This is a genomic window from Candidatus Enterococcus testudinis (assembly GCF_002140915.1).
In the GTDB taxonomy this organism is placed as follows: Bacteria; Bacillota; Bacilli; order Lactobacillales; family Enterococcaceae; genus Enterococcus_D; species Enterococcus_D testudinis.
On record NZ_NGKU01000001.1, the window covers coordinates 723,107 to 749,116 of the forward strand.

At 40.3% G+C, this 26,010-nt stretch carries 25 protein-coding genes; 22 read left to right on the top strand and 3 right to left on the bottom strand.

Features of this window, described 5'->3' with window-relative positions:
- From A5886_RS03540 to A5886_RS03550, 3 genes are all read left to right on the top strand, one after another.
- Positions 1–1,461, top strand: coding sequence for a glycoside hydrolase family 1 protein (locus tag A5886_RS03540; protein ID WP_086273663.1), 1,461 nt, complete (start codon positions 1–3; stop codon positions 1,459–1,461).
- Positions 1,462–1,656: 195 nt separating this feature from the next.
- A complete protein-coding gene (locus A5886_RS03545) occupies positions 1,657–1,857 on the top strand; it encodes a cold-shock protein (protein ID WP_086273664.1) in 201 nt (66 codons plus the stop codon).
- 60 nt (positions 1,858–1,917) lie between these two features.
- Positions 1,918–2,136: a hypothetical protein gene (locus tag A5886_RS03550; protein WP_086273665.1), complete on the top strand. Its 219-nt coding sequence runs from the start codon at positions 1,918–1,920 to the stop codon at positions 2,134–2,136.
- A 307-nt stretch (positions 2,137–2,443) separates the two neighbouring features.
- Here the strand turns inward: A5886_RS03550 and A5886_RS03555 are convergent, their stop codons facing one another.
- The gene (locus A5886_RS03555; RefSeq protein ID WP_373404597.1) at positions 2,444–3,682 is read right to left on the bottom strand and encodes a metallophosphoesterase; all 1,239 of its coding nucleotides are present in this window, start codon (positions 3,680–3,682) and stop codon (positions 2,444–2,446) included.
- Positions 3,683–4,240: 558 nt separating this feature from the next.
- On the opposite strand from A5886_RS03555, the gene A5886_RS03560 reads away from it, so the two are divergent.
- A complete protein-coding gene (locus tag A5886_RS03560; RefSeq protein ID WP_256926137.1) occupies positions 4,241–5,605 on the top strand; it encodes a CHAP domain-containing protein in 1,365 nt (454 codons plus the stop codon).
- A gap of 44 nt (positions 5,606–5,649) precedes the next feature.
- Here the strand turns inward: A5886_RS03560 and A5886_RS03565 are convergent, their stop codons facing one another.
- Complete coding sequence (locus A5886_RS03565; protein ID WP_086273666.1) at positions 5,650–7,779, bottom strand: HelD family protein; 2,130 nt, start codon at positions 7,777–7,779, stop codon at positions 5,650–5,652.
- A gap of 214 nt (positions 7,780–7,993) precedes the next feature.
- Here A5886_RS03565 and A5886_RS03570 point away from each other — a divergent pair, with 214 nt between their 5' ends.
- The 13 genes from A5886_RS03570 (at position 7,994) to A5886_RS03630 (ending at position 18,677) form a co-directional block, all read left to right on the top strand.
- On the top strand, positions 7,994–9,028 hold the full coding sequence (locus A5886_RS03570; protein ID WP_086273667.1) for an oxidoreductase: 1,035 nt from the start codon (positions 7,994–7,996) through the stop codon (positions 9,026–9,028).
- 343 nt (positions 9,029–9,371) lie between these two features.
- Positions 9,372–10,682, top strand: a complete 1,311-nt coding sequence (locus A5886_RS03575; RefSeq protein ID WP_218776625.1) for a PTS sugar transporter subunit IIC — start codon at positions 9,372–9,374, stop codon at positions 10,680–10,682.
- Positions 10,683–10,814: 132 nt separating this feature from the next.
- Positions 10,815–11,711: an ROK family protein gene (locus tag A5886_RS03580; protein ID WP_086273669.1), complete on the top strand. Its 897-nt coding sequence runs from the start codon at positions 10,815–10,817 to the stop codon at positions 11,709–11,711.
- Positions 11,712–11,787: 76 nt separating this feature from the next.
- Positions 11,788–12,636 carry a MurR/RpiR family transcriptional regulator gene (locus A5886_RS03585; protein ID WP_086273670.1) on the top strand — a complete coding sequence of 283 codons (849 nt, stop codon included), beginning with the start codon at positions 11,788–11,790 and terminating at the stop codon, positions 12,634–12,636.
- A gap of 149 nt (positions 12,637–12,785) precedes the next feature.
- Complete coding sequence (locus A5886_RS03590) at positions 12,786–13,730, top strand: tocopherol cyclase family protein (protein ID WP_086273671.1); 945 nt, start codon at positions 12,786–12,788, stop codon at positions 13,728–13,730.
- An 89-nt stretch (positions 13,731–13,819) separates the two neighbouring features.
- Entirely contained in the window at positions 13,820–15,796 is a 1,977-nt protein-coding gene (locus A5886_RS03595) for a S9 family peptidase (RefSeq protein ID WP_086273672.1), read from the top strand.
- A gap of 248 nt (positions 15,797–16,044) precedes the next feature.
- The gene (gene rpmG, locus A5886_RS03600) at positions 16,045–16,197 is read left to right on the top strand and encodes a 50S ribosomal protein L33 (protein WP_086273673.1); all 153 of its coding nucleotides are present in this window, start codon (positions 16,045–16,047) and stop codon (positions 16,195–16,197) included.
- Positions 16,198–16,212: 15 nt separating this feature from the next.
- On the top strand, positions 16,213–16,482 hold the full coding sequence (rpsN, locus tag A5886_RS03605; protein ID WP_086273674.1) for a 30S ribosomal protein S14: 270 nt from the start codon (positions 16,213–16,215) through the stop codon (positions 16,480–16,482).
- A 26-nt stretch (positions 16,483–16,508) separates the two neighbouring features.
- Positions 16,509–16,628, top strand: a complete 120-nt coding sequence (locus A5886_RS03610; protein WP_086273675.1) for a putative metal homeostasis protein — start codon at positions 16,509–16,511, stop codon at positions 16,626–16,628.
- Between the two features lie 31 nt (positions 16,629–16,659).
- On the top strand, positions 16,660–16,830 hold the full coding sequence (rpmF, locus tag A5886_RS03615; RefSeq protein WP_086273676.1) for a 50S ribosomal protein L32: 171 nt from the start codon (positions 16,660–16,662) through the stop codon (positions 16,828–16,830).
- 37 nt (positions 16,831–16,867) lie between these two features.
- Complete coding sequence (locus A5886_RS03620) at positions 16,868–17,260, top strand: hypothetical protein (protein WP_086273677.1); 393 nt, start codon at positions 16,868–16,870, stop codon at positions 17,258–17,260.
- A gap of 24 nt (positions 17,261–17,284) precedes the next feature.
- Complete coding sequence (locus A5886_RS03625) at positions 17,285–17,692, top strand: NusG domain II-containing protein (protein WP_086273678.1); 408 nt, start codon at positions 17,285–17,287, stop codon at positions 17,690–17,692.
- Between the two features lie 58 nt (positions 17,693–17,750).
- Positions 17,751–18,677: a metal ABC transporter substrate-binding protein gene (locus A5886_RS03630; RefSeq protein ID WP_086273679.1), complete on the top strand. Its 927-nt coding sequence runs from the start codon at positions 17,751–17,753 to the stop codon at positions 18,675–18,677.
- Between the two features lie 64 nt (positions 18,678–18,741).
- On the opposite strand, the gene A5886_RS03635 is transcribed toward A5886_RS03630, so the two are convergent.
- Complete coding sequence (locus A5886_RS03635; protein WP_086273680.1) at positions 18,742–19,623, bottom strand: AraC family transcriptional regulator; 882 nt, start codon at positions 19,621–19,623, stop codon at positions 18,742–18,744.
- Positions 19,624–19,773: 150 nt separating this feature from the next.
- On the opposite strand from A5886_RS03635, the gene rhaB reads away from it, so the two are divergent.
- From rhaB to A5886_RS03660, 5 genes are all read left to right on the top strand, one after another.
- Positions 19,774–21,258, top strand: a complete 1,485-nt coding sequence (gene rhaB / locus A5886_RS03640) for a rhamnulokinase (protein ID WP_086273681.1) — start codon at positions 19,774–19,776, stop codon at positions 21,256–21,258.
- On the top strand, positions 21,233–22,486 hold the full coding sequence (gene rhaA, locus A5886_RS03645) for an L-rhamnose isomerase (protein WP_086273682.1): 1,254 nt from the start codon (positions 21,233–21,235) through the stop codon (positions 22,484–22,486). Before rhaB ends, rhaA begins: the two co-directional genes overlap by 26 nt.
- Positions 22,487–22,493: 7 nt before the next feature.
- On the top strand, positions 22,494–23,318 hold the full coding sequence (gene rhaD / locus A5886_RS03650; RefSeq protein WP_086273683.1) for a rhamnulose-1-phosphate aldolase: 825 nt from the start codon (positions 22,494–22,496) through the stop codon (positions 23,316–23,318).
- A gap of 81 nt (positions 23,319–23,399) precedes the next feature.
- A complete protein-coding gene (fucO, locus tag A5886_RS03655) occupies positions 23,400–24,551 on the top strand; it encodes a lactaldehyde reductase (RefSeq protein ID WP_086273684.1) in 1,152 nt (383 codons plus the stop codon).
- 269 nt (positions 24,552–24,820) lie between these two features.
- Positions 24,821–26,008 carry an MFS transporter gene (locus A5886_RS03660; RefSeq protein ID WP_086273685.1) on the top strand — a complete coding sequence of 396 codons (1,188 nt, stop codon included), beginning with the start codon at positions 24,821–24,823 and terminating at the stop codon, positions 26,006–26,008.
- The last annotated feature ends 2 nt before the right edge of the window (positions 26,009–26,010 follow it).

Here is a 26,010-nt window from a genome sequence, read left to right on the forward strand (position 1 = left end):
ATGAAAAGTTACTTTCCGAAAGATTTCTTATGGGGCGGTGCCACGGCAGCAAATCAATTGGAAGGCGGATCCTCTATTGACGGAAAAGGTCTATCCGTATCGGATGTCTATCTTTTCGATGAGGATATGCCCAAAGAACGCTGGACAAATCAGTGGCATATGATGACCCACAAGCAAGTCGAAGAAGCTCAAGATCCAAACAGCACGAACTATTATCCTAAGCGGCATGGTGTTGATTTCTATCACCACTTCAAAGAGGATATTCGACTATTTGCTGAAATGGGCTTTAAAACCTATCGGATGTCGATTGCATGGACGCGTATTTTTCCAAAAGGCGATGAACTTGAACCGAATGAAGCAGGATTAGCTTTCTATGATGCCGTATTTGATGAATGCTTAAAATACGGCATTGAGCCACTAGTCTCGCTTTCTCATTACGAAATGCCACTTTATTTAGTGACACAGTATGGCGGCTGGCCAAACCGCCAAGTGATTGATTTTTATGTTCGATTTGCCGAAACGGTGGTTGACCGCTACCAAGATAAAGTCAACTATTGGGTGACATTCAATGAAATCAATTGTGTCAAGCATCACCCGTATGTCAGTGTCGGAATCATTGAAGAAGGGCATCCGCATATTGAGCAAGACAAATATCAAGGTGCACATCATCAATTTGTCGCAAGTGCACGCGTCACTGCCTATATCCATCGTGTGATTCCACAAGCCCAAGTAGGCTGTATGATCAGTTATCAATTATTGACACCCTATAGTTGTGATCCAGACGATATCCAAAAAACTGTTGAACAGCAGCGCACCTCGCTATTCTTTAGTGATGTACAAGCCAGAGGCTATTATCCAGCATATGCAAAACGCATGTTCGAAGAAAAATCAGTGGAATTAGTGATTGAAGAAGGGGATTTAGCCGTCATCAAAGAGAACCCTGTAGACTTTATCTCCTTTAGTTATTATATGTCCAGTGCAGTGAGTGCCCACCCTGAACGATTAGAAAGTGCTGTCGGCAATTTGATTACTGGTGGTATCAAAAATCCTTATTTACCAAGTAGCAAGTGGGGCTGGCAAATCGATCCTAAAGGACTACGTACTGCATTGAATCAGTTATATGATCGCTACCAAAAACCGTTGTTCGTCGCGGAAAATGGACTAGGGGCAGAAGATACCGTAGAAGTAGATGGGACAATCAATGACACGTATCGGATTGACTATTTGCGCCAACATATCGCACAAATCAATGAAGCGTTGCATGATGGTGTCGATGTCTTTGGCTACACTGCATGGGGGTGTATTGATATTGTCAGTGCGTCGACTTCGCAAATGTCCAAACGTTATGGATTTATCTATGTAGATCAAGATGATACAGGAAATGGAACGAAGAAACGGATCAAAAAAGCGTCATTTGATTGGTACCAAAAAGTGATTGCTTCGAATGGATCTGAACTTTAATTCATAAGTTTTCCTTACAACAACAATAATCTAAAAAAGACCATTGCTATTTATTCGTAGGCGTGCTATGATAGTTAAGTAAAGTTCTGATATGTTAATACTTGTTTATCTTTTATTTGATACACACTTCAATTACACATCATTTTCTATTACAAAAATAAACACAGTCGATGTGTAATATGGAGGTATACGTTTATGAATAACGGTACAGTAAAATGGTTTAATGCAGATAAAGGTTTTGGATTTATTACAGGTGAAGACGGCAATGATGTATTTGCTCACTTTTCAGCTATCCAAGGCGAAGGTTTCAAAACTTTAGAAGAAGGTCAAGCAGTGACTTTCGACGTTGAAGAAGGCCAACGCGGCTTACAAGCAACTAACATCGTTAAAGCGTAAATGAAACTTTAAGAGAAGGTCGGAAACGATCTTCTCTTTTTTTAGTTAAGGAGTATAAAAATGGCGAATACTTACGGATTCAAAGCACCGCAACCTTCGCAATCTGGCGGAGAATTTTCGATTGGACAAAAAATTCAGTTCTCTTTTAGAGAACAGCTGCATATTGGGCTGATTGAAAATATGTTGGAGAATACAGCAGTCATTAGAATTATCGAAAGTCCTTCGAAAGCGATGATTAACTTTAAGACAGTTGTCCGTTATACAGAATTAGAAAGCTGATTGTTTCTGAATGTCTTTCATCAGAATAGAAGATGCTTTATTTTGTGATTTGTGTTATAATACATATACGCGACAAATATTTTTGTACCACACGTTACTTGTTTTGAAGAAATTTATTCAAACCTGGCGTAACTTCAGAGTTACAAGGATACAATAGAGGTTAGGGATTGTATCGTTTAAATGAGAAATAATTAATAGTAGTAATAGTATGCTGCGACTTTCAACGAATAAATATTGACTCGTCAGATAGCCCTCACATGGCAAACATGTGAGGGCTATCGTTCATTTCATGGACGTTTTGATTGAATTAGTCAGAAAGAATGGAGCGTGTGAATGATTGGTCGGGTGTTTGGTCAGTCAATAACGAGTCGGTGTACTGCTTAAGGAAATAAGAATAGGTGGCGAGAAGTTGATAGTTCTCTGAAGCTTTGATTGCTGCGACCTGCTCTTTTGTATATTGATCTTCTCCTTTGAATAGTGCGTTGTTTAAATCATCGATAAAGGCACACACATTGCTGATCTGTTTTTCGGTCAACTCTGTGACAGAACTAAGCTGCTTTCGAACCATTTGCGCAGTGCTTTTGGAAAAAACAGTCGATTGATAGGCTGTATAATCGAGTAAGTGTGTATCGGTTTGCCCTGTCGCTTCTGCCCAAGCGTTCAAATCGATTGTCCGTGTTTGATAGTCGATTTGCTCTTTGGTGAGGGTCAATACACCATAACCCAAATTTTCTGTACTATATGAACCTGTGACGATTTCGGCCAAAGCATCTTCTTTCTCTTCAATGTCTTGGATATGAATATGGCCAGAAAAAACCGCAGGTACATCGAAGGCATTGAATAGGAACAATGCTTCGTCCGCGTTATCCAATACATAGCCCTCCGTGAGTAATTCATTGTGGGTATAAAGATTGTGATGTAAAAAGACCAATGGTGTCTGCCCATTTTCCTTTGTATCTTCTAACTGTGTCTGCAACCATGCCAAGGTGCTTTCTTTTAATTCACCATTTGTAGTCGGATCATTCCAATTCACGTCGTTTTCATAGATACATGAATCCAACAAAAACAATCGGTAGGTGTCATTGAGATTGATGCTGTAACTCAAGGAAGATTTGTCTAGACTATTGGCATTATCAAAACCTTCCGCAAATATGCTTTTGAAATCTTCTGTACTCAGTTGGTCCGCGTAATATTCTTTGTCTTCGGCAAACGTCCGTGCCCAACCGTTGTGAATCTCATGATTCCCTGGAATAGCGAAAACCATGATGCCTGCCTCTTGTAAGGGAGTAAGTAATGTACTGAGTTCTTCTGCACTGGCTTTCTCGCCGTTTAAAGTCATATCACCAGTGAGAATAATCCCTGTCGGTTTGCTTGTCAGCGCTTCTTCAACAAATGCAGTGATAGCTTCAGACTGATAATGCATTTCCTTGCCCGCTGCACCTTCGGCAAACTGTTGAAACGCTTCGCCATTATCATGCAACGATGCCGATAAAAAATGAATATCACTTAAAAGCCAAAATTCGTTTTTTTCCTCATTTACAAGCATCTCATTTGACTTAGCGGATTGATGCGTGTAGAAAGCGATACTAGCGATAATCGTGATTATCAGCACGAAAACCATAATCATTTTGAAAGGTTTATTTTTTTTGAACATTATATCCTCCTTTTGTTTTTTATTTATTATAGAAATTGTATGATGAAAAGTCACACAATAGGATTATGATGCTATGAACAGGCAGCCGATATAGAGATTAAAATAATGTCATGAATATCAAGCGTGTGCTAAGTGGACCATGATATAGAAGGTTTTATTGAAATAAAAAAACAATTTTTACGAAAATTCTTTTTGTGTAAAATAATGAAGAAAGAAAATTTACTTCTTATGAATCGTTGATTTAACAATGTTTTAAGAATGTTTTTTTTATTGTACAATTTTTATCGTCGGATTGAAATAATTTTGTAACATTTCCTTTATCTGTGTGTCATATGCTTGTGGTAGAATTCATTTGTCGTTAAAAACGAATGTTAAACTTTCTTAGATAAGATTAAGTTTTTATAAAGACAGATCATCTGTCAATCAAAGAGCCAGTCGGAGGAAAAACGAGTGAAGAAAAGTTTGTTATCAGCATTAATGGTGTGTTCATTGACACTTACAGCCGTTGCAGCACCTAGCTTAGCATTAGCAGATACCATTGATGATCAAATCGAACAGCAAGACCAAAAGATTGATTCTTTAAAAGGTCAACAAGCTGACGCACAATCACAGATCGATTCTCTAGAAGCAGAAATTGAAACTGTGGGCGCTAAAGTCACTGCTTTAGAAGCCAAACAAGTTGAATTAGGTCAAGAAACAGAGAAGTTGCAAGACAAAATCGCAACCCTTAAATTACGTATCGCTAAACGTGAAGAAGCCATCCAAAAACAAGCACGTGACGTGCAAGTCAATGGACAAAGCACAAACTTCATCGATGCTGTACTAGAAGCTGATTCATTAACAGATGTTATCGGCCGTGTACAAGCAATGACAACAATCGTCAATGCCAACAATGATCTTGTTGAACAACAAAAACAAGACCAACAAGACGTTGAAGATAAAGTCAAAGAGAACGAAGCCAAAATTCAAGAAGTTGCTGCGAATCAAGCAGAATTAACTGAACAAAAAAATGCAATTGCTGCGAAACAAGCAGACTTGAATGTATTAAAAGCGGATTTGGCTGCTGAACAAGCAACAGCTGAAAAAGACAAAGATGCATTGAAGAAGAAAAAAGAAGAAGCGGAAGCTGAAAAAGCGCGTATCTTGAAAGAACAACAAGAAGCAGCAGCGAAAGCAAAAGCTGAAGAAGAAGCACAAGCACAAGCATTGAAAGAAGCGCAAGCACAAGCAGCCAGCGAAGCAACTGCAGCAGCAACTGTGACTGAAACTGCTTCAAGCAATACATCTTCAAGCAGCAGTGCTTCAAGTAATACTGCTTCAAGTGAAACAAGCAGTTCTTCATCAAACACTAGTTCATCAAATGCTGGTTCTTCAACGAGCAATGATTCAAGCAACAGTTCATCAAACGATAGTTCTGCTTCTACTGGCAGCACATCAACAGGTGGCGGTATCGATCATTCTAGTTCAGGTAATATGTATGCAGTTGGACAATGCACTTGGTATGTGAAAAACCGGGCGTCATGGGTTGGCACTTACTGGGGTAACGGCGCACAATGGGGTGCTTCAGCAGCTGCTGAAGGATATACTGTAAATGGTACGCCTGCAGCTGGTTCTGTCGTAGTTTTTGCAGCTGGTCAATCTGTTGGTGGTGTTTGGACTGCTGATGGTACTTATGGTCACGTTGCTTATGTTGAATCTTACAATGCTTCTAACAACACAATTACAATCTCTCAAGGCGGTATGGGCTTCTCATCACCAACTGGTCCAAATACAGCAACATTGAGTGCTTCAGGATACACTTATATCCATCGTTAAACAACATATACAAAAACCTCAACTTTACGTTGAGGTTTTTTTCTTTATATGAGAGCACTTATGGCACTATTGGACGTGATGATCAATGTTTCTGTTGCGCGGGAGATTGCGGTGTACAGCAGTCGTTTGTCTAATGGACCATGATAGTTTTGATCATTGACGTTATACAGCAGCACATGTTGAAACTCGCGGCCTTTTGCCAAATAAATTGGTAAGATCGTCATCTTTGATGCTGTAGATTCATCACTGAATTCTTTCTGTAATCGGATAGCGTCAGCTTCAGACTTAGTCAGAATCGTAAGAGGAAGAACATTATTTTTTATCCATTTTATAAGCTGTGAATCAGCTAAATTGTCGATATAAGATATGCTTTTGCCTATTGGTCGCACGGCAGCAATTTTCAGATGTTTGCTTTTGGTCTGTAATCTAGCAAAGAGCGCTGTGATCGCACCACTTGAACGGTAACTTGTCAGCATGTCATACCTATGGATGGGTAAATTTGCTTGTTGAAAAATCATGGTTAGTTCATTAAACGTGATCGATGCTGGGAATATCGCTTGGTTTTCATCACCGACAAAAGTAAATGCGGCAAATGGAAACAATAAAAGTAAAAAGTCGATTTGGGCCGGTGTATAATCCTGCACTTCATCAATAAACAGATAGGTTAGTTTAGGCACTGCTATTTTTTGAATAAACAAATGTCGAACGGTCATATAGAATATGTGATGATCGATATCATTTGGGGTTGTATGCGTAAGAGGTTTCTTGCTGTATTGTAAATATAGGTCTTCAGCCAACGTTTCTTGATCGACCCAATGTAATTGTTCAATCGCTTGATCAACTTTTCGATACTTTCTCTTCAATAACATAGATGCGGCATGTCGAATCGTATCTGGCTGTTCATCTTGAATCAATCCGCCTAACTTTTGTTGTTGTTCTTCTTCTGTTAATGTCCGGACTTGATCTTGAATCGTACTATTCTTAGCATTTGTTTCTAGACGTTGCTGCCATAGAAGAATCAGTTGCTGTTTGACCGCTTGCAACCGTTCCTGCATAGTATATGTTTCTGGCGTTGCTTGATAGAGGTCTTGCAATACAGCGGCAGAAAAAATAATTTTCTTTTTATAGCGTATGGGCAAAAAAGAATTGTTCATTTTGACAGTAGATGCCGCAGCTTGTTGTTTCAAAAAAGAAACACATGCGTGCTGACGAAGTACTTGTTGTTCCTTTGATGGTGCCTTTACTAAAGTTGAAAAAAATTGTGCTTCATTTTGGATAGACCAATCAGATAGTTGCCCTATCAATTGATTCAGCGTCATTGTGCGTGGATTCTTTTCGCCTAAAGATGGCAGTACCTGAGAAATATACTGTGTAAATCCCGTGTTAGGTGATAGAATCAGGACGTTATCTGCTGTTAAGTGTTGGCGGTAATGGTAGAGTAGGAAAGCAACGCGTTGCATAGCTACGGAGGTTTTCCCACTTCCTGCAACACCGTGGACAAGGATATTTTGGTGTTTCGTGTCACGAATGATTTCATTTTGTTCTTGTTGGATCGAAGCAGTAATATCTTTCATTTCTTGGGTATGGTCTGTGGACAATGCGGTTAAGAGAATATCATCTTGAATCGCAATAGAGGTATCAAATAACTGTAATAACTGATCATGATCGATCATAAACTGCCAGCGATCACGAACGTACACGTCAATCTGTTGATCATTGACCATGTAGGCGCTAGGTCCGAGGCTATTTTCATAGAAAACAGCCGCTACAGGTGAGCGCCAATCATAAATCACGCCCTTTTTTTCTGTGTTTGTAAAGCCGTTGATTCCAAAATAAAAATCCTCAGCTTCGGCTTCATCTGTGAAGCGCATCGTCAATTTTCCAAAATAGGGACTTTTCAATAATCTTTCTACCGACGCTAATTCTTTTTCTGCAGCTGCTAAAGACAAATTCATTTGATCTATTTCACGTTTTTTACTTTCGATTGCGGCATAGGTGTCTAAGCTATCAGTGATACTGTCAAAATTCAATCGAACATCTGAACCAACTTGTCGCAAATCTTGTAAATGCGCGGCTTTCTTTTCTGCCAAGAATAGATCCAATTGACTTTTCCGGGCAAGTAATTGCTGATAAACGATCGACAAGTGTGTTTGTTCTTTGGCTCTTTGGTCCATGCGCCCACATCCCTTTTATGAAAGTATGGTTTATTATACGAGAATCAAGCCAAATTACCAGTCTGTTTTTTTTGCTATGGGTATAGTATAATAAATATAGAGAGAGGGATATTTTGTTTCTCCAGAAAGCGTCATTCAAATATTTGAGCAGTGAAACAAGCCTTTAGATGCTTGTTTTTTTTATTTGATACTATCTAAAGAAGGAGTGAGAAATATGTCAAAGTTATTATCTCCCATTCAAATACCTCATTTGTCTTTAGACAATCATGTGGTATTGTCACCAATGTGTATGTATGAAGTCAAAAAAGAAGACGGGATCGTCACACCGTTTCATCATGCTCATTATGGAGCGAGAGCGTTAAGTAAAGTTGGTTTAGTGATTATCGAAGCAACGGCTGTTGATCCTGATGGCCGAATCACCAATCAAGATCTAGGGTTATGGAACGACATGCAAAAAGAGGGATTAGCAGAATTAGTCTCACTATTGCATGGCTTTGGTACAAAGGTTGGTATCCAAATCAGCCATGCTGGGCGCAAAGCTATGGATGCACAGCGACCGCTTGGGCCTTCTGCAGAAGCCTTTAATGAAAGCTATCCCGTCCCTCATGAAATGACGTTGTCAGACATTAACAAGATCAAACAGGCATTTATTGACGCGTGTCAACGTGCAGATGAAGCTGGGGTAGACATGATCGAATTACATGGCGCCCATGGTTATTTACTGAGTCAATTTCTGTCGCCGTTGGTGAATCAACGAAAAGATCAATATGGCGGTTCGTTAGAAAACCGCTATCGTTTTGTCAAAGAAATTGTGATAGCTGTTCGCGCAGTGTTCAAGGGCTCGCTATGGATGCGTCTGTCTTTAACAGACTTCGAAGATGAAAAGCGTCAGAATTCGATCGCGGAATGGCAGCAGATCGGTCAATGGTTAGAAGCAGATGGCATTGATTGTTTAGATATCTCAACTGGAGGCTTACTGGATAAGAAACCGACGATTCCGATTTATGATGGCTATCAAGTACCCTTTGCTGCTGCAATGAAACAAGCGGTCAATATTCCTATTGCAACGGTTGGACTACTGGACAACCCGACATTATGTGAACATATCTTGCAGATGGGAGAAGCAGATTTGATCTTACAAGGCAGGGCTATGATCAACAATGTCAATTGGCTGGCGGAAGCAGCGGTTGCGTTACATGATTCCACGTTTACTGCCTATAATGGATCGTATCAACGTGGCATCAAATAACAGAATAAATAATCAACCCATTTGGTATGCATGATTTAGGCATATTGAATGGGTTTTGTTTAGGTGTCATGTGAAATAAAACGCTAAAAAAATGGAATTCATTTCAATAAAACACATGTAGTGAGCAGGAATATCATTTTTCGTATAGGTTCATTTAATATATTCTTTTGAAACAAAAATTTCTTTTGGTTAGCTATTTAGAGCAATATAGTGGATATTTTGTTTCTTTTTTTTTGATCAAATGTTGCTTGAAACAATCGTTTATATGATATTGATAGCGATTACATTTTCGCCTTATCCGGATAAAGATGATCGTAGTCAAAAAAATAATTGGAGGTTTATTATGGGGCAATTTAATACAGTTTTAAATGAACAAATTATGCCTGTCATGGGGAAAATCAGTCAGAATAAAGTTATTCGTGCAATACAGTATGGCGCAATGTCTACAATGCCGTTAACGCTTGGTGTTAGTTTAATTGCAATTCTAGTTAATTTACCTGTTGAATCTTGGACGACATGGCTCGCTTCATCGGGAATAGATGTTCATATGCGTGCTACGATTAAAGTGACTATGGAAATAACAGCTTTGTATATGACATTTATGATAGGTTACCACAATTCAAATGAACGCAATACAAGCCCTATTACTGGTGGTATCCTTTCGCTGGCTTCGTTCTTCATTTTAATGCCACAAGTGATTCCATATGAAGGTGGTGAAGTCGCTGGATTGAATTTTGATTATATTGGTAGTAATGGAATCTTTGGAGGAATGATTGTTGCTATTTTGGTTTCGAGTTTGTACAGTGCACTTGATAAAAAAGGGCTTGTGGTTAAGCTACCTGACTCAGTACCTCCGATGGTCTCACAATCACTTTCCCCTACGTTTATAGCCATTATCATATTTGTTTTGGTCTTCTTTTCAAGAGTTGGGTTTAGTTTTACCCAGTGGGAGGATTATTTTGGATTTATCAATGGTGTGATTGGTGCACCAATCATGAATTTGGGTGCTTCACCAATTTCTGCAATCACATTTATGACAATCGTTTCCCTATTTTGGTTTTTTGGTATTCATCCCAATACGGTTACTAGTATTTATTTACCCGTCTTAATGTCCACAGGTGTAGCAAATCTAACAGCATTTATGGCAGGTGAGCCAATGCCCTATTTAGCGTTTTCGGCAACATTAGCTTTTTTCTCGCTTGGGGGAGCAGGAAATACACTAGGAATCGCTTTACTGATTCCGTTTATTTCAAAATCTAATCGCTACAAATCACTTGGAAAATTAAGTTTTGGACCAGCAATTTTCAATATTAATGAACCACTGGTTTTTGGTTTACCGCTCATGTTAAATCCATTATTCTTTATCCCAATGGTGGGTACTGCACTAATTAATGGTATGATTGGGTTCATAGGATACAATATAGGGATATATGATACATTGAACCCTTCTATATCATTACCTTGGATCACACCAGCTTTTATTGGCCCTATTTTGACAGTAGGAATCAAAGGTGTCTTACTCGCTTTATTTACAATCTTGATTAATGCGCTTCTGTATTTACCATTTTTTATAAAAGCTGATAAATTAGCTTTACTCGAAGAAAAAGCGGCAGATGTTGCTGCAAATGAAAGTCAGATAACGGAAGCGGCATGATTGTGTTTATCACCATTTAATGAATGGATGTTTGTAAAATAACATATAAAGTGATTAGTAAATAATGAATCCATCTACCCTAGTAGAAATCACATGCTAGGGTAGAATGAAAAAGCGAAAGTTGGAATTGTAATGAAGTACCTTATATATGACATAGGTGGTAGCTATATAAAATATAGTTTGATAACAGGGAATCGAGAAATTTTATTGAAAGAAAAAAAACGAACACCGTTGGAGAGTAAAACAGCATTCGTTGAAGCTATCAAAGAAATCTATCATTTGTTTGATGGACAGGTGAACGGTATTGCAGTGAGTATGCCTGGAAAAATTGATGTTTTCAATGGATATGCGTCTTCAGCAGGTGTATTGACATTTTTAAATGAAACAAATATGGTATCTCTTTTCAGAACGTTTACAAAGCTACCAGTCGCAGTTGAAAATGATGGGAAATGCGCAGCGTTGGCGGAATCATGGGCGGGGGCTTTGAAAGGGATTCAGCACGGTGTTGTATTGGTATTTGGAACGGGTGTTGGTGGGGGAATTATTTTAAATTCTACACTGCATAGGGGAAGTTCAGGAATAGCTGGAGAATTTAGTTTTATCAAACAAGATGATGCAAATTTTGCATATCCTTATTTTGGGCATATAGGGAGTGTATTGTCATTGATACGCTTGATTGAGATTGAAATGGATATGGCGTCAGGGAGTCTAACAGGAGAAATTATTTTTGACCAAATTGAATCAGGAAATCAAGAGATGCGCGTCTTGCTTCACCAATTTTGTAAAGGAATTGCGCAACAAATTGTGAATTTACAATATATTTTTGATCCGGAAGTATTTGCAATAGGCGGGGGCATCAGCGAAAGAGATATTTTTATTGAAATAGTAAGATTGGAAGTTAAAAGGTTAATCAACAGTAACCCATTTCATATGGTTCACCCAGTAATCGTACCTTGTAAATATAGAAATGATGCGAATATGATAGGTGCATTGATGAATTTCTATTTAAATAAGATACATACCGACTGATATGTAATTATGTAATTAGTATAATGACTTCAATAATGTCATAGAAGAGATTTAGTTTTTAGCAGGAGAAAATATTATGGATTTTTTTAAAAAGTTATTTAACACGGAGAATTTGTCGGAAACTGAAAAGAATCTAGTTGAATTTATAGAAGAAGATCCAATGCTGTTCACGCAATTATCAATCGATGAGATTTGTGCTCAAGCATTTGTTTCAAAATCTACTCTTTATCGGTTTTGTAAAAAATTAAATTTTTCGGGTTTAAACGATCTAAAAATTTATGTGCTTTCTATTGATACAACCGCTATTTATGGCACGTATAATAAATCTTTAAAGATACCTTTTAGAGAAAACGATAATATTTATACAATATGCTCGAATTTGACTGAAATTTATACCCAATCCGCACATATGGCATCAAAATTCATGAATTTTCAAGATTTAAATTCGGTGATTAAAGATATTCAGGTAGCTCTTAATATCATTATATTTATTGATGAAGAGCAATTAGCTGCGGCAGAAATATTTAAGTATCGAATGGAAAAATGTGGTGCGAAAGTGATTGTTCCAAGTAGTGAGTATCAAAAAATTGCTGTTGCACAAGTGACAAATCATCAAGATGTTGCTATTTTCGTCACAAGTTCGCCGATGATAAAATATCAAGAATTGCGTAAAACACTCAGAGGGAATAAGACCAAAATTATTTTCATCAAGTCTTCTTCAGAGCATATACCTTCAAGCAAAAATGAATGTATATTATTTTCGGGTCCCATTCAAGAAAGTAAAAATAATATTGCCAATTATACGATTCAACTTATTTTTCAATTTATTTTTGACATGATCTATGCCGTTTTTTTCAGAGAAAACTATGATACCTATCAGGAGAATATTCGCACGACCTACTTGAAATATAAAAACTTCTCTTAAATCATACAAAAGAAATCAAAAGCTTTTCAATGCAAGGATTGATTTGAAATAGCGATTCACCAATAGCTATTTCAGAAATCGAATGCGCTTGAAAAGCTTATTTTTTTTATTGTGATAGACTAAAGATATATATAGGGAGGGAGAAAAGGATGATAACAACCAATCGATTTTTTCATGTCAACAAGCGGTCTCGAGGTTTTTTCGAAGGATGGTATTTTAAACATCAAATCGGCTCGCAAGTATATGCTTTTATCCCAGGCATCTCGATTGATGATAAAGGTGAAAAGCACGCCTTTATTCAAGTGATCAGCCAAGACACCGCCCATTATTTTCACTTTCCAGCTGAAGAAATGAAGGTGGATGAGGTTGCGCAGCAAGTCACGATTGGGGATAATCTGTTCAGTTTGCGGGGAATAAAGATTGCCTTACACAGTGCTGAACTCTCGATAGAAGGTAGTCTAACATACGATCATTTAACGCCTATCAAACATTCCACCTATGCCCCGAGTGTCATGGGGCCATTTTCATATTTGTCCTTTATGGAATGTTACCATGGTATTTTAAGCATGGGACATACCTTGTCAGGCACTTTATCTTGGAATGGGGAAGTCTTAGCTCTCGAGGGTGGTAAAGGTTATATCGAAAAGGATTGGGGGACTTCATTTCCCGCTGCCTATATTTGGGTGCAGAGTAACCTATTTGACAACGCTGATGCACGATTCTTTTTTTCAGCTGCAGATATTCCTTTTTTAGGCAGCACTTTTTTAGGGTTGATTTGTATCTTACAAATAGGGGATAAAGAGTATCGATTTGCCACGTACTATGGTGGGAAGATAACTGACATTGTGAGAGAAGAAGATAGATTAACTGTGTTGCTTCGACAAAAGGATCTGCAATTAGCGATCATCATTGAAACGATGGAGGGGCACCCGCTGCAAGCGCCATCGAGAGGTGCAATGGGGCGAATCATTAGAGAAAGCGCCAGTACCACATTTCAGCTCACGCTGAAACAAAATGGACAAGACCTGCTAACAGATAGAGGAACAATGGCGGGTTTTGAAGAGGTGGGCAATTTACGCGGCTTCCGCTACTGATGAAAAAGCAGCAGATTGAGCATCGCGGACAGCAGTAGATTTGCTATAATGAAAGATAAGAAAAATAGACGAACTTATGGAGGGTATCTATGCAGAAAATAACAAACGCATCACTATTTGATTTGAAAAGTGTGGCACAACCGGTCGTTGTTGACGAGGATGTTTTTTTTATTGAGACAACGATTGATGAGGAAACGAATCAGTATCAAAGCGCTATTCTTAGTATCAACACCCGAACCAATCAATTGCGTCAATGGGGTACACAAGGACATCAACATGACCATTTGCAAGTATCACCAAATCAAGAATGGCTGAGTTTCGTATCGAAAGATGCATCTAGTGAGACCACCACTCTATGGATCATGCCGCTCTCAGGTGGGAAAGCGCAAGCAGTCGTTAGTGAAAAAGGGGTACAGCACTATTTTTGGTTAAGTGATTCATCGGCCATCTACTATCAACAAACATCTTCTGCAAAAAACAAAGCCACAGAAGGCAAAGAAACGGAAGCGTCCAAAGAAAAAGCAGCGCTTTTTCCAGAAGTCAAATCAACCAATAAAGTTGATTATTTAACTGACGGTGTTGGCTTTTTGAATGAAACCAAAAGCGCTGTTTATCGGATCGCTATCAATAAAAAAACACCCGAATTGATTTATACACAAAAAGATCCCTTTCAACTCGCTGCAGTGTCAGAGGAAGGGGCGTTTCTGTATATTAGTGGCGAGTATGCACCTGAGGATGAGTGGCGCTACGGTTCGATGATTTATCAGGTCACAACAGCTACCCAATCTGTAACGAGTATGGCAGATTATTTGCCGAATGGCACCTATTCTTTTGCGGCGCTGCGGGGTGATCAATTGCTGGTATTAGGCAATGACTTGACCTATGGTTTTGTCACATTAGACGATGTGTATCTGATTGATCTCACCAAGAAGACTGCGGTCAATCTATCTAAAGGTTTAGACAAAGCCTTTGGTAACGCGATTATCAGTGACTTTCAACAAAAAAATAAAGGACCAAAGTTTTATTGGTTGGATGATCAGACCTTTCTCGCACCGGTAACTGAGTCAGGCAAGTTGACCTTATATCAAGGGACAGTCACAGGTCAATGGGAACGGTTGGTGGATCTACCGTTAGATATTGTAGATACGTCTCAACCTGTAGCGGGCAGAGTGACCGTTTCTTATTCGACACCGGTGATCCCAAGTCGAATGGGTGTCATTGATTTGGAAAATGGCACGATCAATTCAATTTATGATCCTAACAAAGAGACAGTTGCAACACAGATGATCAGTCAACCTGAAGCGTTTGATTATCAAGGCGCTGACGAATGGCAGATTCAAGGCTGGTATGTGCCACCGATTGACCCAGTTGCACATCATCCGGCAATCTTGTATATCCATGGCGGTCCGCAAGTGTGCTACGGCGAAACCTTCTTCCATGAAATGCAAGTCCATGCGGCAAATGGTTATGGGGTGATCATGCTGAATCCAAGAGGCGGCCAAGGATATGGCCAAGACTTCGTCAAAGCAATCTTGGGTGAATATGGCAAGAAAGATTTTGAAGATCTCATGCTAGGTGTAGATGCTGTTTTGGTAGATCATCCAGAAATCGATCCCAAAAAAGTCCATGTCGTCGGTGGTAGTTATGGCGGCTTTATGACCAATTGGATCGTCGGACATACTGACCGATTTGCTTCGGCAGTGACCCAGCGTTCTATTTCAAATTGGCTCAGTTTTTATGGTACCAGTGATATTGGCCCATTCTTTGTGAAGTACCAATTGTTGCGGGAATTGGATGAATCTGCTGCATTATGGGCCTTGTCCCCCATTGCTTATGCGGATCAAGTCAAAACGCCCACTTTGGTATTACATGGAGAAAATGACTTGCGTTGTCCACAGGAACAAGGGCAACAATTTTATATGGCATTGAAACGCCATGGGGTCGATACCAAACTAATGTTATTTCCCCAATCGTCTCACGGATTATCGCGAAACGGGTTGCCCCATTTGCGAATCGCCCGGATCAATGCCGTCAGTGAGTGGCTGAATACCCACGAAACGGTTTAGTAAGGAAAGTTTTGATGATCTATAGGAAGAAAGCATCTGTCCATAGCGGGATAGATGCTTTTTGTGTCTAGCGCTAAAGGTGGATCAAACAAAAGACCAATCGTTCATATGAAAATAACGTCACGTGTTAAATAACAAAAAAATAAATTTAATGCTTGTGCAAAGAAAAAAAATATGCTATGATTCAAAACGTAATTGTTACAGTTTGCATTTTTTAGTGTGTAACAGTCCGTGGAAGGAGCATGTATATGCGAAATAATATTATTTTAGAGTGTGTTGAAACTGGGGAAAGATTGTATTTGACAAGTAAAAATCAACGAAACACACCAGAACGATTGGAACTAAAAAAATATTCCCCTAAACTAAGACGGAAAGCAATTTTTCGAGAAATCAAAAAATAGAGAGGATTATGATACATGGCGAAGAAATCTAAAATCGCAAAATATAACAAACAAGTTCAACTTGTTGAACAGTATCGTGAACAACGGATGGCACTAAATGCCGCAAAAGATTATGCCGGTTTAGCCAAACTGCCGAAAGATTCAAATCCAAATCGATTGAAAAAACGGGATATGATCGACGGTCGTCCACGAGGATACATGAACAAATTTGGCATGTCGCGGGTCAACTTCCGCAAACATGCACATCTAGGCCAAATTCCTGGCGTCAAAAAAGCCAGCTGGTAATCATCATTCGATAGGGAGGACACCTCATGGAAAAAACAGACTTGTCTAGTGCTTATCGGCGGCTAAAAAGCCCCAATATCAAAACCAGAAAACGGGCACTGAAAATCATTCATGATTTCAAACGCAACAAAAAGAAAAGCAATTAAACAACAGCACCTATAGAAAGTAGGAAAACAAATGGCAGTTCCAGCAAGAAAAACGTCAAAAGCAAAGAAAAATAAACGTCGGACCCATTACAAAGTAGCGGGACCAGCAATTTCATTTGATGGTACAACAGGTACGTACAAACGCAGCCATCACGTGTCATTAAAAGAGTACAAAGCGCAACATCCCATTACAACGAAATAACCAATACGGTTGATCAATTAGAGAAAGCAGGATGAACATGCAAATCATCTATCCATCACTTATCGAAGAAGCCTATTACCATAGTAAGAAGTTTAATCCAGCCATTACGAAGGAAGAAATCTATCGCCATTTTTACGAAGCTGGCTTGATCCAAGAAAACGGCGAGCCGACTGAAGCTGCGTTATCTGAAGGATATGTGAAAGATTATACCGAAGATTGGGACCTTGATTTTGCGGCATTTTTGACGATATATCCTGTTTTTAAACAATTTGATCCCAAGCATTTCAAAAAAATCGATCACTTTTGGGAAATGGATTTGACCCTGCAAGAGCGCATTCTAGATCAATGGGAACATGAAGTATTCACAGAAGAAGAAGCAATCGATTTAATGGCTTTCTTTGAGGACCGCCTTTCATCGGAGGCCTCTTAACGTGAAGAGGCAAAGGCGTGTTGTATGAAACAGACACTTCAAGGATTCTTCCGTTTGCTGAAGCCGTATGATTATCTGATCATCTTGGTGTTGATCATAGGCTCATTTTTGCCGATCATCTTATTTCAATCCCACGCACAAAGTCAAACTGGCGCTCGTTATGCGATTATCCGCATCAATGGAAAAGAAGTCGATCGTTTTGATTTAGACAAACAAGCATCATTAGAAAAAACCTATTATCCCGCGGAAGGCCAATACAACATCATTGAGATCGACAATGGTCGCATCCGTGTCAAAGAGGACAATAGCCCCGATCAGATTGCCGTTAAAACCGGCTGGATCGCAAAGAATGGACAAACAAGTATTTGCTTGCCGCATAAATTGGTGATCGAGATCAAGCAATCTGGTGCAGAGGATTATTTCATATATTAATCTGCCGATCTTACCGACAGTTTATTAAAAAAATTATATAGATTGAAGGAACAAACCAATGAAAAAATTTACATCTGTTGCACTGCTTTTATTTTCAACTAGCTTATTTGCTGCTTGCGGCACACATGATACAGCTTCATCATCTGACAGCACGACAAGTGATGACGGCATCGATGTCGTGACAACGTTCTATCCCATGTATGAATTTACCAAAGCGGTCGTAGGTGACGAAGGGGACGTTAAATTATTGATCCCTGCTGGAAACGAACCTCATGAATACGAACCAAGTGCGCAAGATATGACAAAAATCAGTGATGCCGATGTGTTTGTATACAATAGCGATGCGTTAGAAAAATGGGCAGCCAACGGATTAGATACAGTAGATACAGATAAGACAAAAGTGATCCAAGCAGCTGAAGGTATCACATTAGCTGAAAGTGATGCCAATAGTGAAGAAGCTGGCGAACTTGATCCCCATGTTTGGTTAGATCCTGTTTTGGCTGAACAAGAAGTTGAAACGATCGCAGCAGGTTTAGAAGATAAATTTCCAGATAAAGCAGAAACATTTGAAAAAAATGCGGATGCCTATATTGCTAAATTGGCAGATTTGGACCAAGAATACCAAGATGCCTTCAAAGATGCAACACAACGGTCATTCGTTACCCAACATGCTGCTTTTGGCTACTTAGCGAAAGAGTATGACTTGACCCAAGAAGCCATTTCAGGAATTTCTCCTGAAGAAGAACCAAGTGCTGCACGATTGGCTGAATTAAAAACATTCGTTGAAGACAACAACTTATCGATCATTTATTTTGAAGAAACAGCTTCTTCTAAAGTGGCCGAAGCATTGGCAGACGAAACAGGTGTTTCAACTGAAGTATTGAGCCCAATCGAAGGTATCACACAATCCGATATCGACAATGGTGTCACATATCTATCTATTATGGAAGATAACTTGAAGAGTTTAGAGAAAACAGTGAAATAATGAAACTGGCAACAGCTGCAGAAAATGACGATTTCTGCAGCTGTCTTTTGCGATCAAGTTGTTTTTACCGCCCATTCTCCGTCTGCCGATAATCACTGGGGGAAAGCCCGACTTTACTTTTAAACAAACGACTGAAATAAGCGGTATTATCGATACCGATCGCCATCGAGATTTCTTTAATCGACATTTTTGAATAGCGCAGCAGATCTTTGGCATATGAAATACGCTTGCTGATCTGATAATCGATCGGCGGTGCACCGATATATTTTGAAAACGCTTTGACCAACTGATACTTATTGCGATGGAACGTTTCTTCTAATCGTTCCAACGTGATTGGCTGACGGAATTCATCGTCGATCAATGCCCGCATCGCCAAAACATAATCAGGAATATCCGTAGAAGAAAAGTCTTGCCGGTATTTTTGCAGCAAAAGCTCATTCAACAATTGATGGATAAAAATAGAACTTTGAAACGCCGTTTTTGCATTCGGCTCTTGTTGCAGCATCAGTAAATCTTGAATTATCAGATGGATTGGGTTTTGTACCAATCCTTTTTGTGTTGTCCGAAAGGTATTGCTGCCATTTTTGATAAACTCCTCATAAAATGCGCGGCTATTGCTGCCATAAATATGGATCCAATCCATTTCCCATGGTTCATGGCTGATCGTTTTGTAGTGCTGATATTCTTTGCAATCTATAAAAAAAACATCGCCAGCTTCGATTATGGTGCGCTTGCCTTGATAAAACAATTCACCTTTTCCTGAAAGCGTGAATTTGATTAGATAAGAAGGTAAGTTTTCCCGTTCGGTAAAATATGGTTTAGACGCTTTAAAATACCCAATCTCTTGAATATAGTAAAAAAGTTCTCGCTCTTTTTTTGTAGAAGTATTGATATACCGCAATGAATCTGTTGACCAAGAATGATTCGCTTTTTCCCAATAATCCATTTGATTCTCCTTTCGCCAAAATAGTATAAGACTTTATCAAAATTGTGTGATGTAAATCCCTTTTTGTCAAGCTAAAATTGGCTTATCAAGAATAAATGAAGCGATTGTAATCGTTTTAGTGTTAAGCAAAATAATGAAAGGTGGAGGCACATGGATACATTTATCGCCATTGATATTGGGGCGTCAAGCGGTCGCTTGATGATGAGTCAATGGAACAACCAACGATTATCATTAACAGAGATCCATCGTTTTAAGAATCGTTTTCGCCATCAGAATGGCTTTGACCGTTGGCAGATCGATTATCTGATCAAAGAAATACTGTTAGGTCTAGTGAAAGTCAAACAGGCAGGCATTGATACTTGTCACGTCGGCATCGATACCTGGGCCGTAGATTATTGCTTGGTGGACGAAAATGGAACCCGGTTAGGCGACCCAGTGGCCTATCGTGACAAACGCACCAATCAGGTCATCGAGCGCTTCGGGCAAACCTATTCACTGCAAACATTGTATGAAAAAACAGGCATCCAGTTGCAGCCTTTCAATACGATTTTTCAGTTATATGTTGAAGAGAAACAACTGTTGGCAGCAGCGGATAAGCTCCTGCTGATCCCTGATTATCTAGGTTATGTGTTTACTGGCAACATGGTCACGGAAAAGACCAATGCCTCTACGATGCAATTGTTGAATGCCACTACCCAAACGTGGGATCCGGATTTGTTGGCGGCGATTGGTGTGAATGAAGCGTTGTTTGCGCCTTTGGTTGACGCCGGTACCGTCTTAGGTGCTTTAAATCAGGCACATTTCCCAACGTATGATTTGCCTGATACAACATTTATTACAATCGCTAGTCATGATACAGCATCGGCCATTCTTGGCACACCCGGCAACGGCACGGATTGGGGCTATATCAGCAGCGGCACGTGGTCTTTGCTGGGCATTGAAACGACAGTCCCGACCATTTCTGCAGCAGCATTTGATGAAAATTACACCAATGAATGGGGCGCGCATAACACCATTCGGTTCCTCAAAAATATTATGGGCATGTGGCTGATCCAAGAAGTGGCTCGACAACAAGAGAACCGCTATTCTTTTCCCGAATTAGCCGCAATGGCGGAGACAGAACCTGGATTTCAGCAGTTTATCGATGTCAATGATCCTCGCTTTTTGAATCCGGACAATATGATTGCAGCGTTGCAAGAGTATTGCCGTGAAACCAAGCAGAAAGTGCCAGAAACACCTGGGGAGATTGCACGATGTGTCTATGATAATTTGGCGCTTTGTTATGGTGATGAGTTGCAAAAGCTTGCAGCGCTGACGGGGACTGCAAACAAGTTGCAGACCCTTCATATCGTAGGCGGTGGGTCTAACAATGCGTTCTTGAATCAGCTGACAGCCAATGTTGCCCAATGTACCATCGAAGCCGGTCCAAGTGAAGCCACAGCAATCGGTAATCTTGTCCTGCAAATGATGACAGTTGGCCTATTTGACACACTGGAAGAAGCACGGATGGCCATTAAAGCATCATTTCCTTGTACCGTTTACCAACCAGAACCCATTGATCCCACGATAATGACGGAGTACCAATTCTTTCTTAAAGGAGCGCGACACCATGACAAACATCCAACAACGATATGACGAAGCCAAAGCCAAATACGCCAAGTTAGGTGTAGATACTGAGGCAGTATTAAAGAAATTAAATGAAGTGAAAATATCCATGCATGTCTGGCAAGGGGATGATGTGAAAGGTTTTTTGAGTGACGAGGAACTGTCTGGCGGTATCTCAGTCACTGGAAATTATCCTGGTGCGGCCACGACACCAGCTGAATTACGCCAAGATTTAGAAGCTGCTTATGCCATGATTCCCGGCAAACACAAATTAAACCTCCATGCAATCTATCTCGATACAGAAGAAGACGTTGATTTGGATCAATTGGAACCCAAGCATTTTGAAAAATGGGTTTCGTGGGCGAAGGAGCAAGGACTTGGGCTGGATTTCAACCCGACATTCTTCTCTCATCCAATGTTTAAAGATGGCTTTACATTGGCTTCTCCGGATGCATCGGTCCGTCAATTTTGGATCGAACATGGCAAGCGGGCCCGCAAGATAGCCGCTTATATGGGACAAGAAACGGGGCAAGTTTGTGTCAATAATTTTTGGGTTCCAGATGGCTATAAAGACAATCCAATCGATCGCTTCACGCCGAGAGAACGTTTGATGACGGCGTTAGATGAAATTTTTGCAGAAGAACTTCCAGCAGAATATACCCTCGATGCTGTTGAAAGTAAGTTATTTGGTTTAGGTGCAGAAGCCTATACAGTGGGGTCCCATGAATTTTATATGGGTTATGGTCTAACCCGAGATAAATTGATCTGTTTAGATGCCGGACATTTCCATCCCACAGAGGTGATTTCAAATAAATTGTCTTCATTGGCACTATTCAGTAAAGGCATTTTGTTGCACGTCAGTCGTCCGGTCCGTTGGGATAGTGACCATGTGGTGATCATGGATGATGAGCTGCAAGAAATTGGCCGTGAGCTGGTTCGTAACGATTTATTGGCCAAAACGCATATTGGATTAGATTTCTTTGATGCCACGATCAATCGTGTCGCAGCATGGGTCATTGGTACCCGCAACACCCAAAAAGCGTTGTTGAAAGCGATGCTTGAACCAAGTGATGAATTGAAGGAAATCGAGCTGTCAGGCGATTTCACGACAAGATTGGCCTTGACAGAAGAATTAAAAGATTATCCATTTGCAGATGTCTGGAATTACTATTGCGAAAGTCAAGGGGTTCCTGTGGGCTTAGATTGGTTGACCACCGTCAAAGAATATGAAGAAACGGTCTTACAAGAGAGAAAGTAGGAGAAGCATGAAAAAAATCGATATGTTACAAGCAAATTTTGTTCAAGAAATGATGGATACAACAGCGAATCTTTATCGATTAGGGTGGGATGAACGCAATGGCGGCAATATTTCCTATTTGCTGGAAGAAGAGGAAATACTGCCTTTTCTAGATCCGACGGTTGTCTTGCGGGAGATTCCTATGATCTTTGACGCCGGCGCTTTGGCAGGAAAGTATTTTATTGTGACAGGCTCTGGCAAATACTTCAAAAATGTCGCTGCACATCCAACTGAAAATCTGGGGGTCATTCGTGTCAAAGAGGACGGACGGACATTGGATTTGCTGTGGGGCTTAGAAAATGGTGCTGTACCAACGAGTGAATTACCTAGCCATTTTATGAGTCATATCGCACGACTATCTGTTGACCCGGATCATCGGATCGTGATGCACAATCATGCCTCTCATCTGTTAGCGATGAGTTTTACCCATCCATTGGAAGAGCGCAGCTTCACGCGGACGTTATGGCAAATGTGTACGGAATGTTTGGTTGTTTTTCCAGAAGGTGTTTCGATCATTCCTTGGATGGTCCCTGGCACCAATGACATCGGTGAAGCGACAGCCGCTAAAATGAAAGAAACCCGTTTGGTTCTTTGGCCTCAACATGGTATTTATGGCGCGGGCAACGACATGGATGAAGTGTTCGGTTTGATCGAAACGGCCGAGAAAGCAGCGGAAGTGTACACGTATGTCAAAGCGCAAGGTCCAATTCTGCAAACGATATCAGATGTGCAGCTGCAACAATTGGCAGATGCCTTTGGTGTCGTGCCACGATTAGGATATCTAAGTATTTGATACAACAAGACAATCATAGAAAAGGGTATCCCTTTTCTATTCAATATACTTGTGAAAAAACAAACAATAGGAGGCTATAACATGGTCAATAGAATGGTTTTAAATGAAACATCGTATTTTGGCAAAGGGGCAATCGAAGCAATCGTTCCAGAATTTCAGTCAAGAGGATTCAAGAAAGCAGCCGTCATCACGGATAAAGATTTGGTGCAATTCAAGGTGGCAACCAAAGTGACTGATTTCTTGGATCATGCCCACATTGACTATGCCTTGTATGATGGCATTGTGCCAAATCCAACGATCCAGAATGTGAAAGATGGTGTTGCATTTGTACAAGAGGTACAGGCTGATTGTATCATTGCAATCGGCGGCGGATCCCCTATTGATACCGCTAAAGCGATTGGCATCATCATCACTAACCCAGCCTTTGCCGATGTCATTAGTCTTGAAGGCGTTGCAGCTACCGAGCAACCATCATTGCCGATTTTTGCGATTCCTACGACATCAGGTACAGCAGCAGAAGTGACGATCAACTATGTCATTACAGATGAAGAAAACCACCGCAAATTCGTCTGTGTTGATCCCCATGATATTCCCATCGTCGCCTTTGTCGATAGTGATTTGATGATGGGTATGCCCAAAGCGTTAGCTGCTGCAACAGGGATGGATGCCATGACCCATGCAATCGAAGGGTTGATCACAAAAGGTGCGTGGGAAATGTCGGACATGCTGCATCTAAAGGCGATCGAAATCATTGGCCGCTCCTTGCGAAACTCCGTCAACGGGGACCAAGTGGGTCGAGAAGATATGGCATTAGGCCAATACATTGCCGGCATGGGCTTTTCAAATGTTGGATTAGGCTTAGTCCATGGAATGGCGCACCCATTATCGGCTTGGTACAACATTCCTCATGGCGTGGCGTGTGCCTCCTTGCTGCCAACTGTGATGAAATACAATAAAGACTTTACTGGAGAAAAATATCGCGAGATCGCTATCGCGTTAGGTATTGACCATGCAGCATCATTGTCAATAGAAGATGTACGAAAGGCAGCCTGTGATGCAATCGATCAGCTAAGCAAAGATGTGGGCATTCCTGCTACGATATCTGAGCTAGGTGTGAAAGCAGAAGATATTCCAGCGATTGCCCAAGACGCATTGAAAGATGTTTGTACCCCCGGCAATCCGCGGGATACGTCGTTGGAAGAGATCATTGAACTGTATCAGTCATTGATGTAGAAGAAACGTAGAAGACCTGTTGTGGAAGATGCAACAGGTCTTTTTGGTGTAAGTCAACGAAGTAGCGCCACTGATGGTCTATCGATCAATTGGAATCAATTCTCGTTAGATATGAAAAATAAATAGTAATTAGTCACCATATTTAGATAGTCAATGTCTTTATTATTGTGTATAATTCTCTTACTTTCACACAACGATAAAGATGTAAGCGCATCAGTTCTAAGGGTAAAAGGAGTAAGAGCGAAAATAAAGGTAAATGAGGAAGAGAGATGGACAAAAGACTACATTATCATTACGTGTTGTTGCAAGGAAGTTACTACGCGGTGGCGGCATGCTTTATTGGCTATATGGTGCCCGTTTTACAAAAACAAGGGTTTGATCATGCACAAATAGGGGTATTTTTAAGTATTCGTGCATTGTTCAGTGTTTTTTTTCAACCGTTGTTCGCTCAATTGATGGATCGCTTTGGCGCAAAGATTTCATTTAACCATTTGATAGCGGGAATGATTATGGTCAGCATGGCTGTAACAGGGCTGCAATTGCTGCAACCAGGTTTTTTGGGTACGTTGTTTTTATTTATTTTCTATGGGATTTTTACTTTCGGGATGGTTTCCTTTATTGATGCGATGTCGACGCTCTACTTCTTTCAGGGCAAACAGATCAATTATCCAGTTTCCCGCGGTGTCGGTTCGTTAAGCTATGCGGTCAGTGCAGTCTGTGTCGGTTTCCTTGTGCAGCCGCACACGATTTTGATTACACAGTTTTTGTTGTTTATTCCTTTATTGGCGGCGGTATTGATGATTGACTCGATCAAAGGGGTGGAGAGCAAAGATGAATATGCAGAGAAGATGATGTCGTTTGGCCAGTTGATAAAAGCGTATCCTATTTTCAAATTTTTCTTGGTGGCGATCATTGTTTCCTTTATTGGGAAAGAAATGGCGTCTAGTTTTCTGATCGATGTCTATCGCGCGGTAGGCGGTAGCAGCCGTTCATACGGTGTGGGCACGTTTATTCTCGCTGCCAGCGAAATTCCAGCGGCCATCTTGTTCACAAAACTTACGAATAAATTAGGCATTTATCGATTGATGCTTTTTTCTTTCTTTTTTGCTGGGTTACGTATTTTGTTGATCATGTTGGCACCGTCATTGGTCTTATTAAATATAGCGCAAGCCTTTCAAATGCTAGGTAATGGTTTATTCTGGGCGGGAAATGTCCAGTTCATACGTACGATTTTACCACCGCAGTATTCTGTCAAAGCGCAAGCCGCTGTGGGCGTTTGTTATTTGGGAATCGGCAGCGGTATTGGGAGCATACTGAGTGGATTGATTTTAGCACATACCAATCTGACAACATTATTGTCCATTGCCACAGGGTTGTCATTTTTAGGATTGGTCATTCTTTATTTGGGTAAAAAAAATCGACCGACGGATGTGTCGATCGTGATTGAGGAAGTATAGCA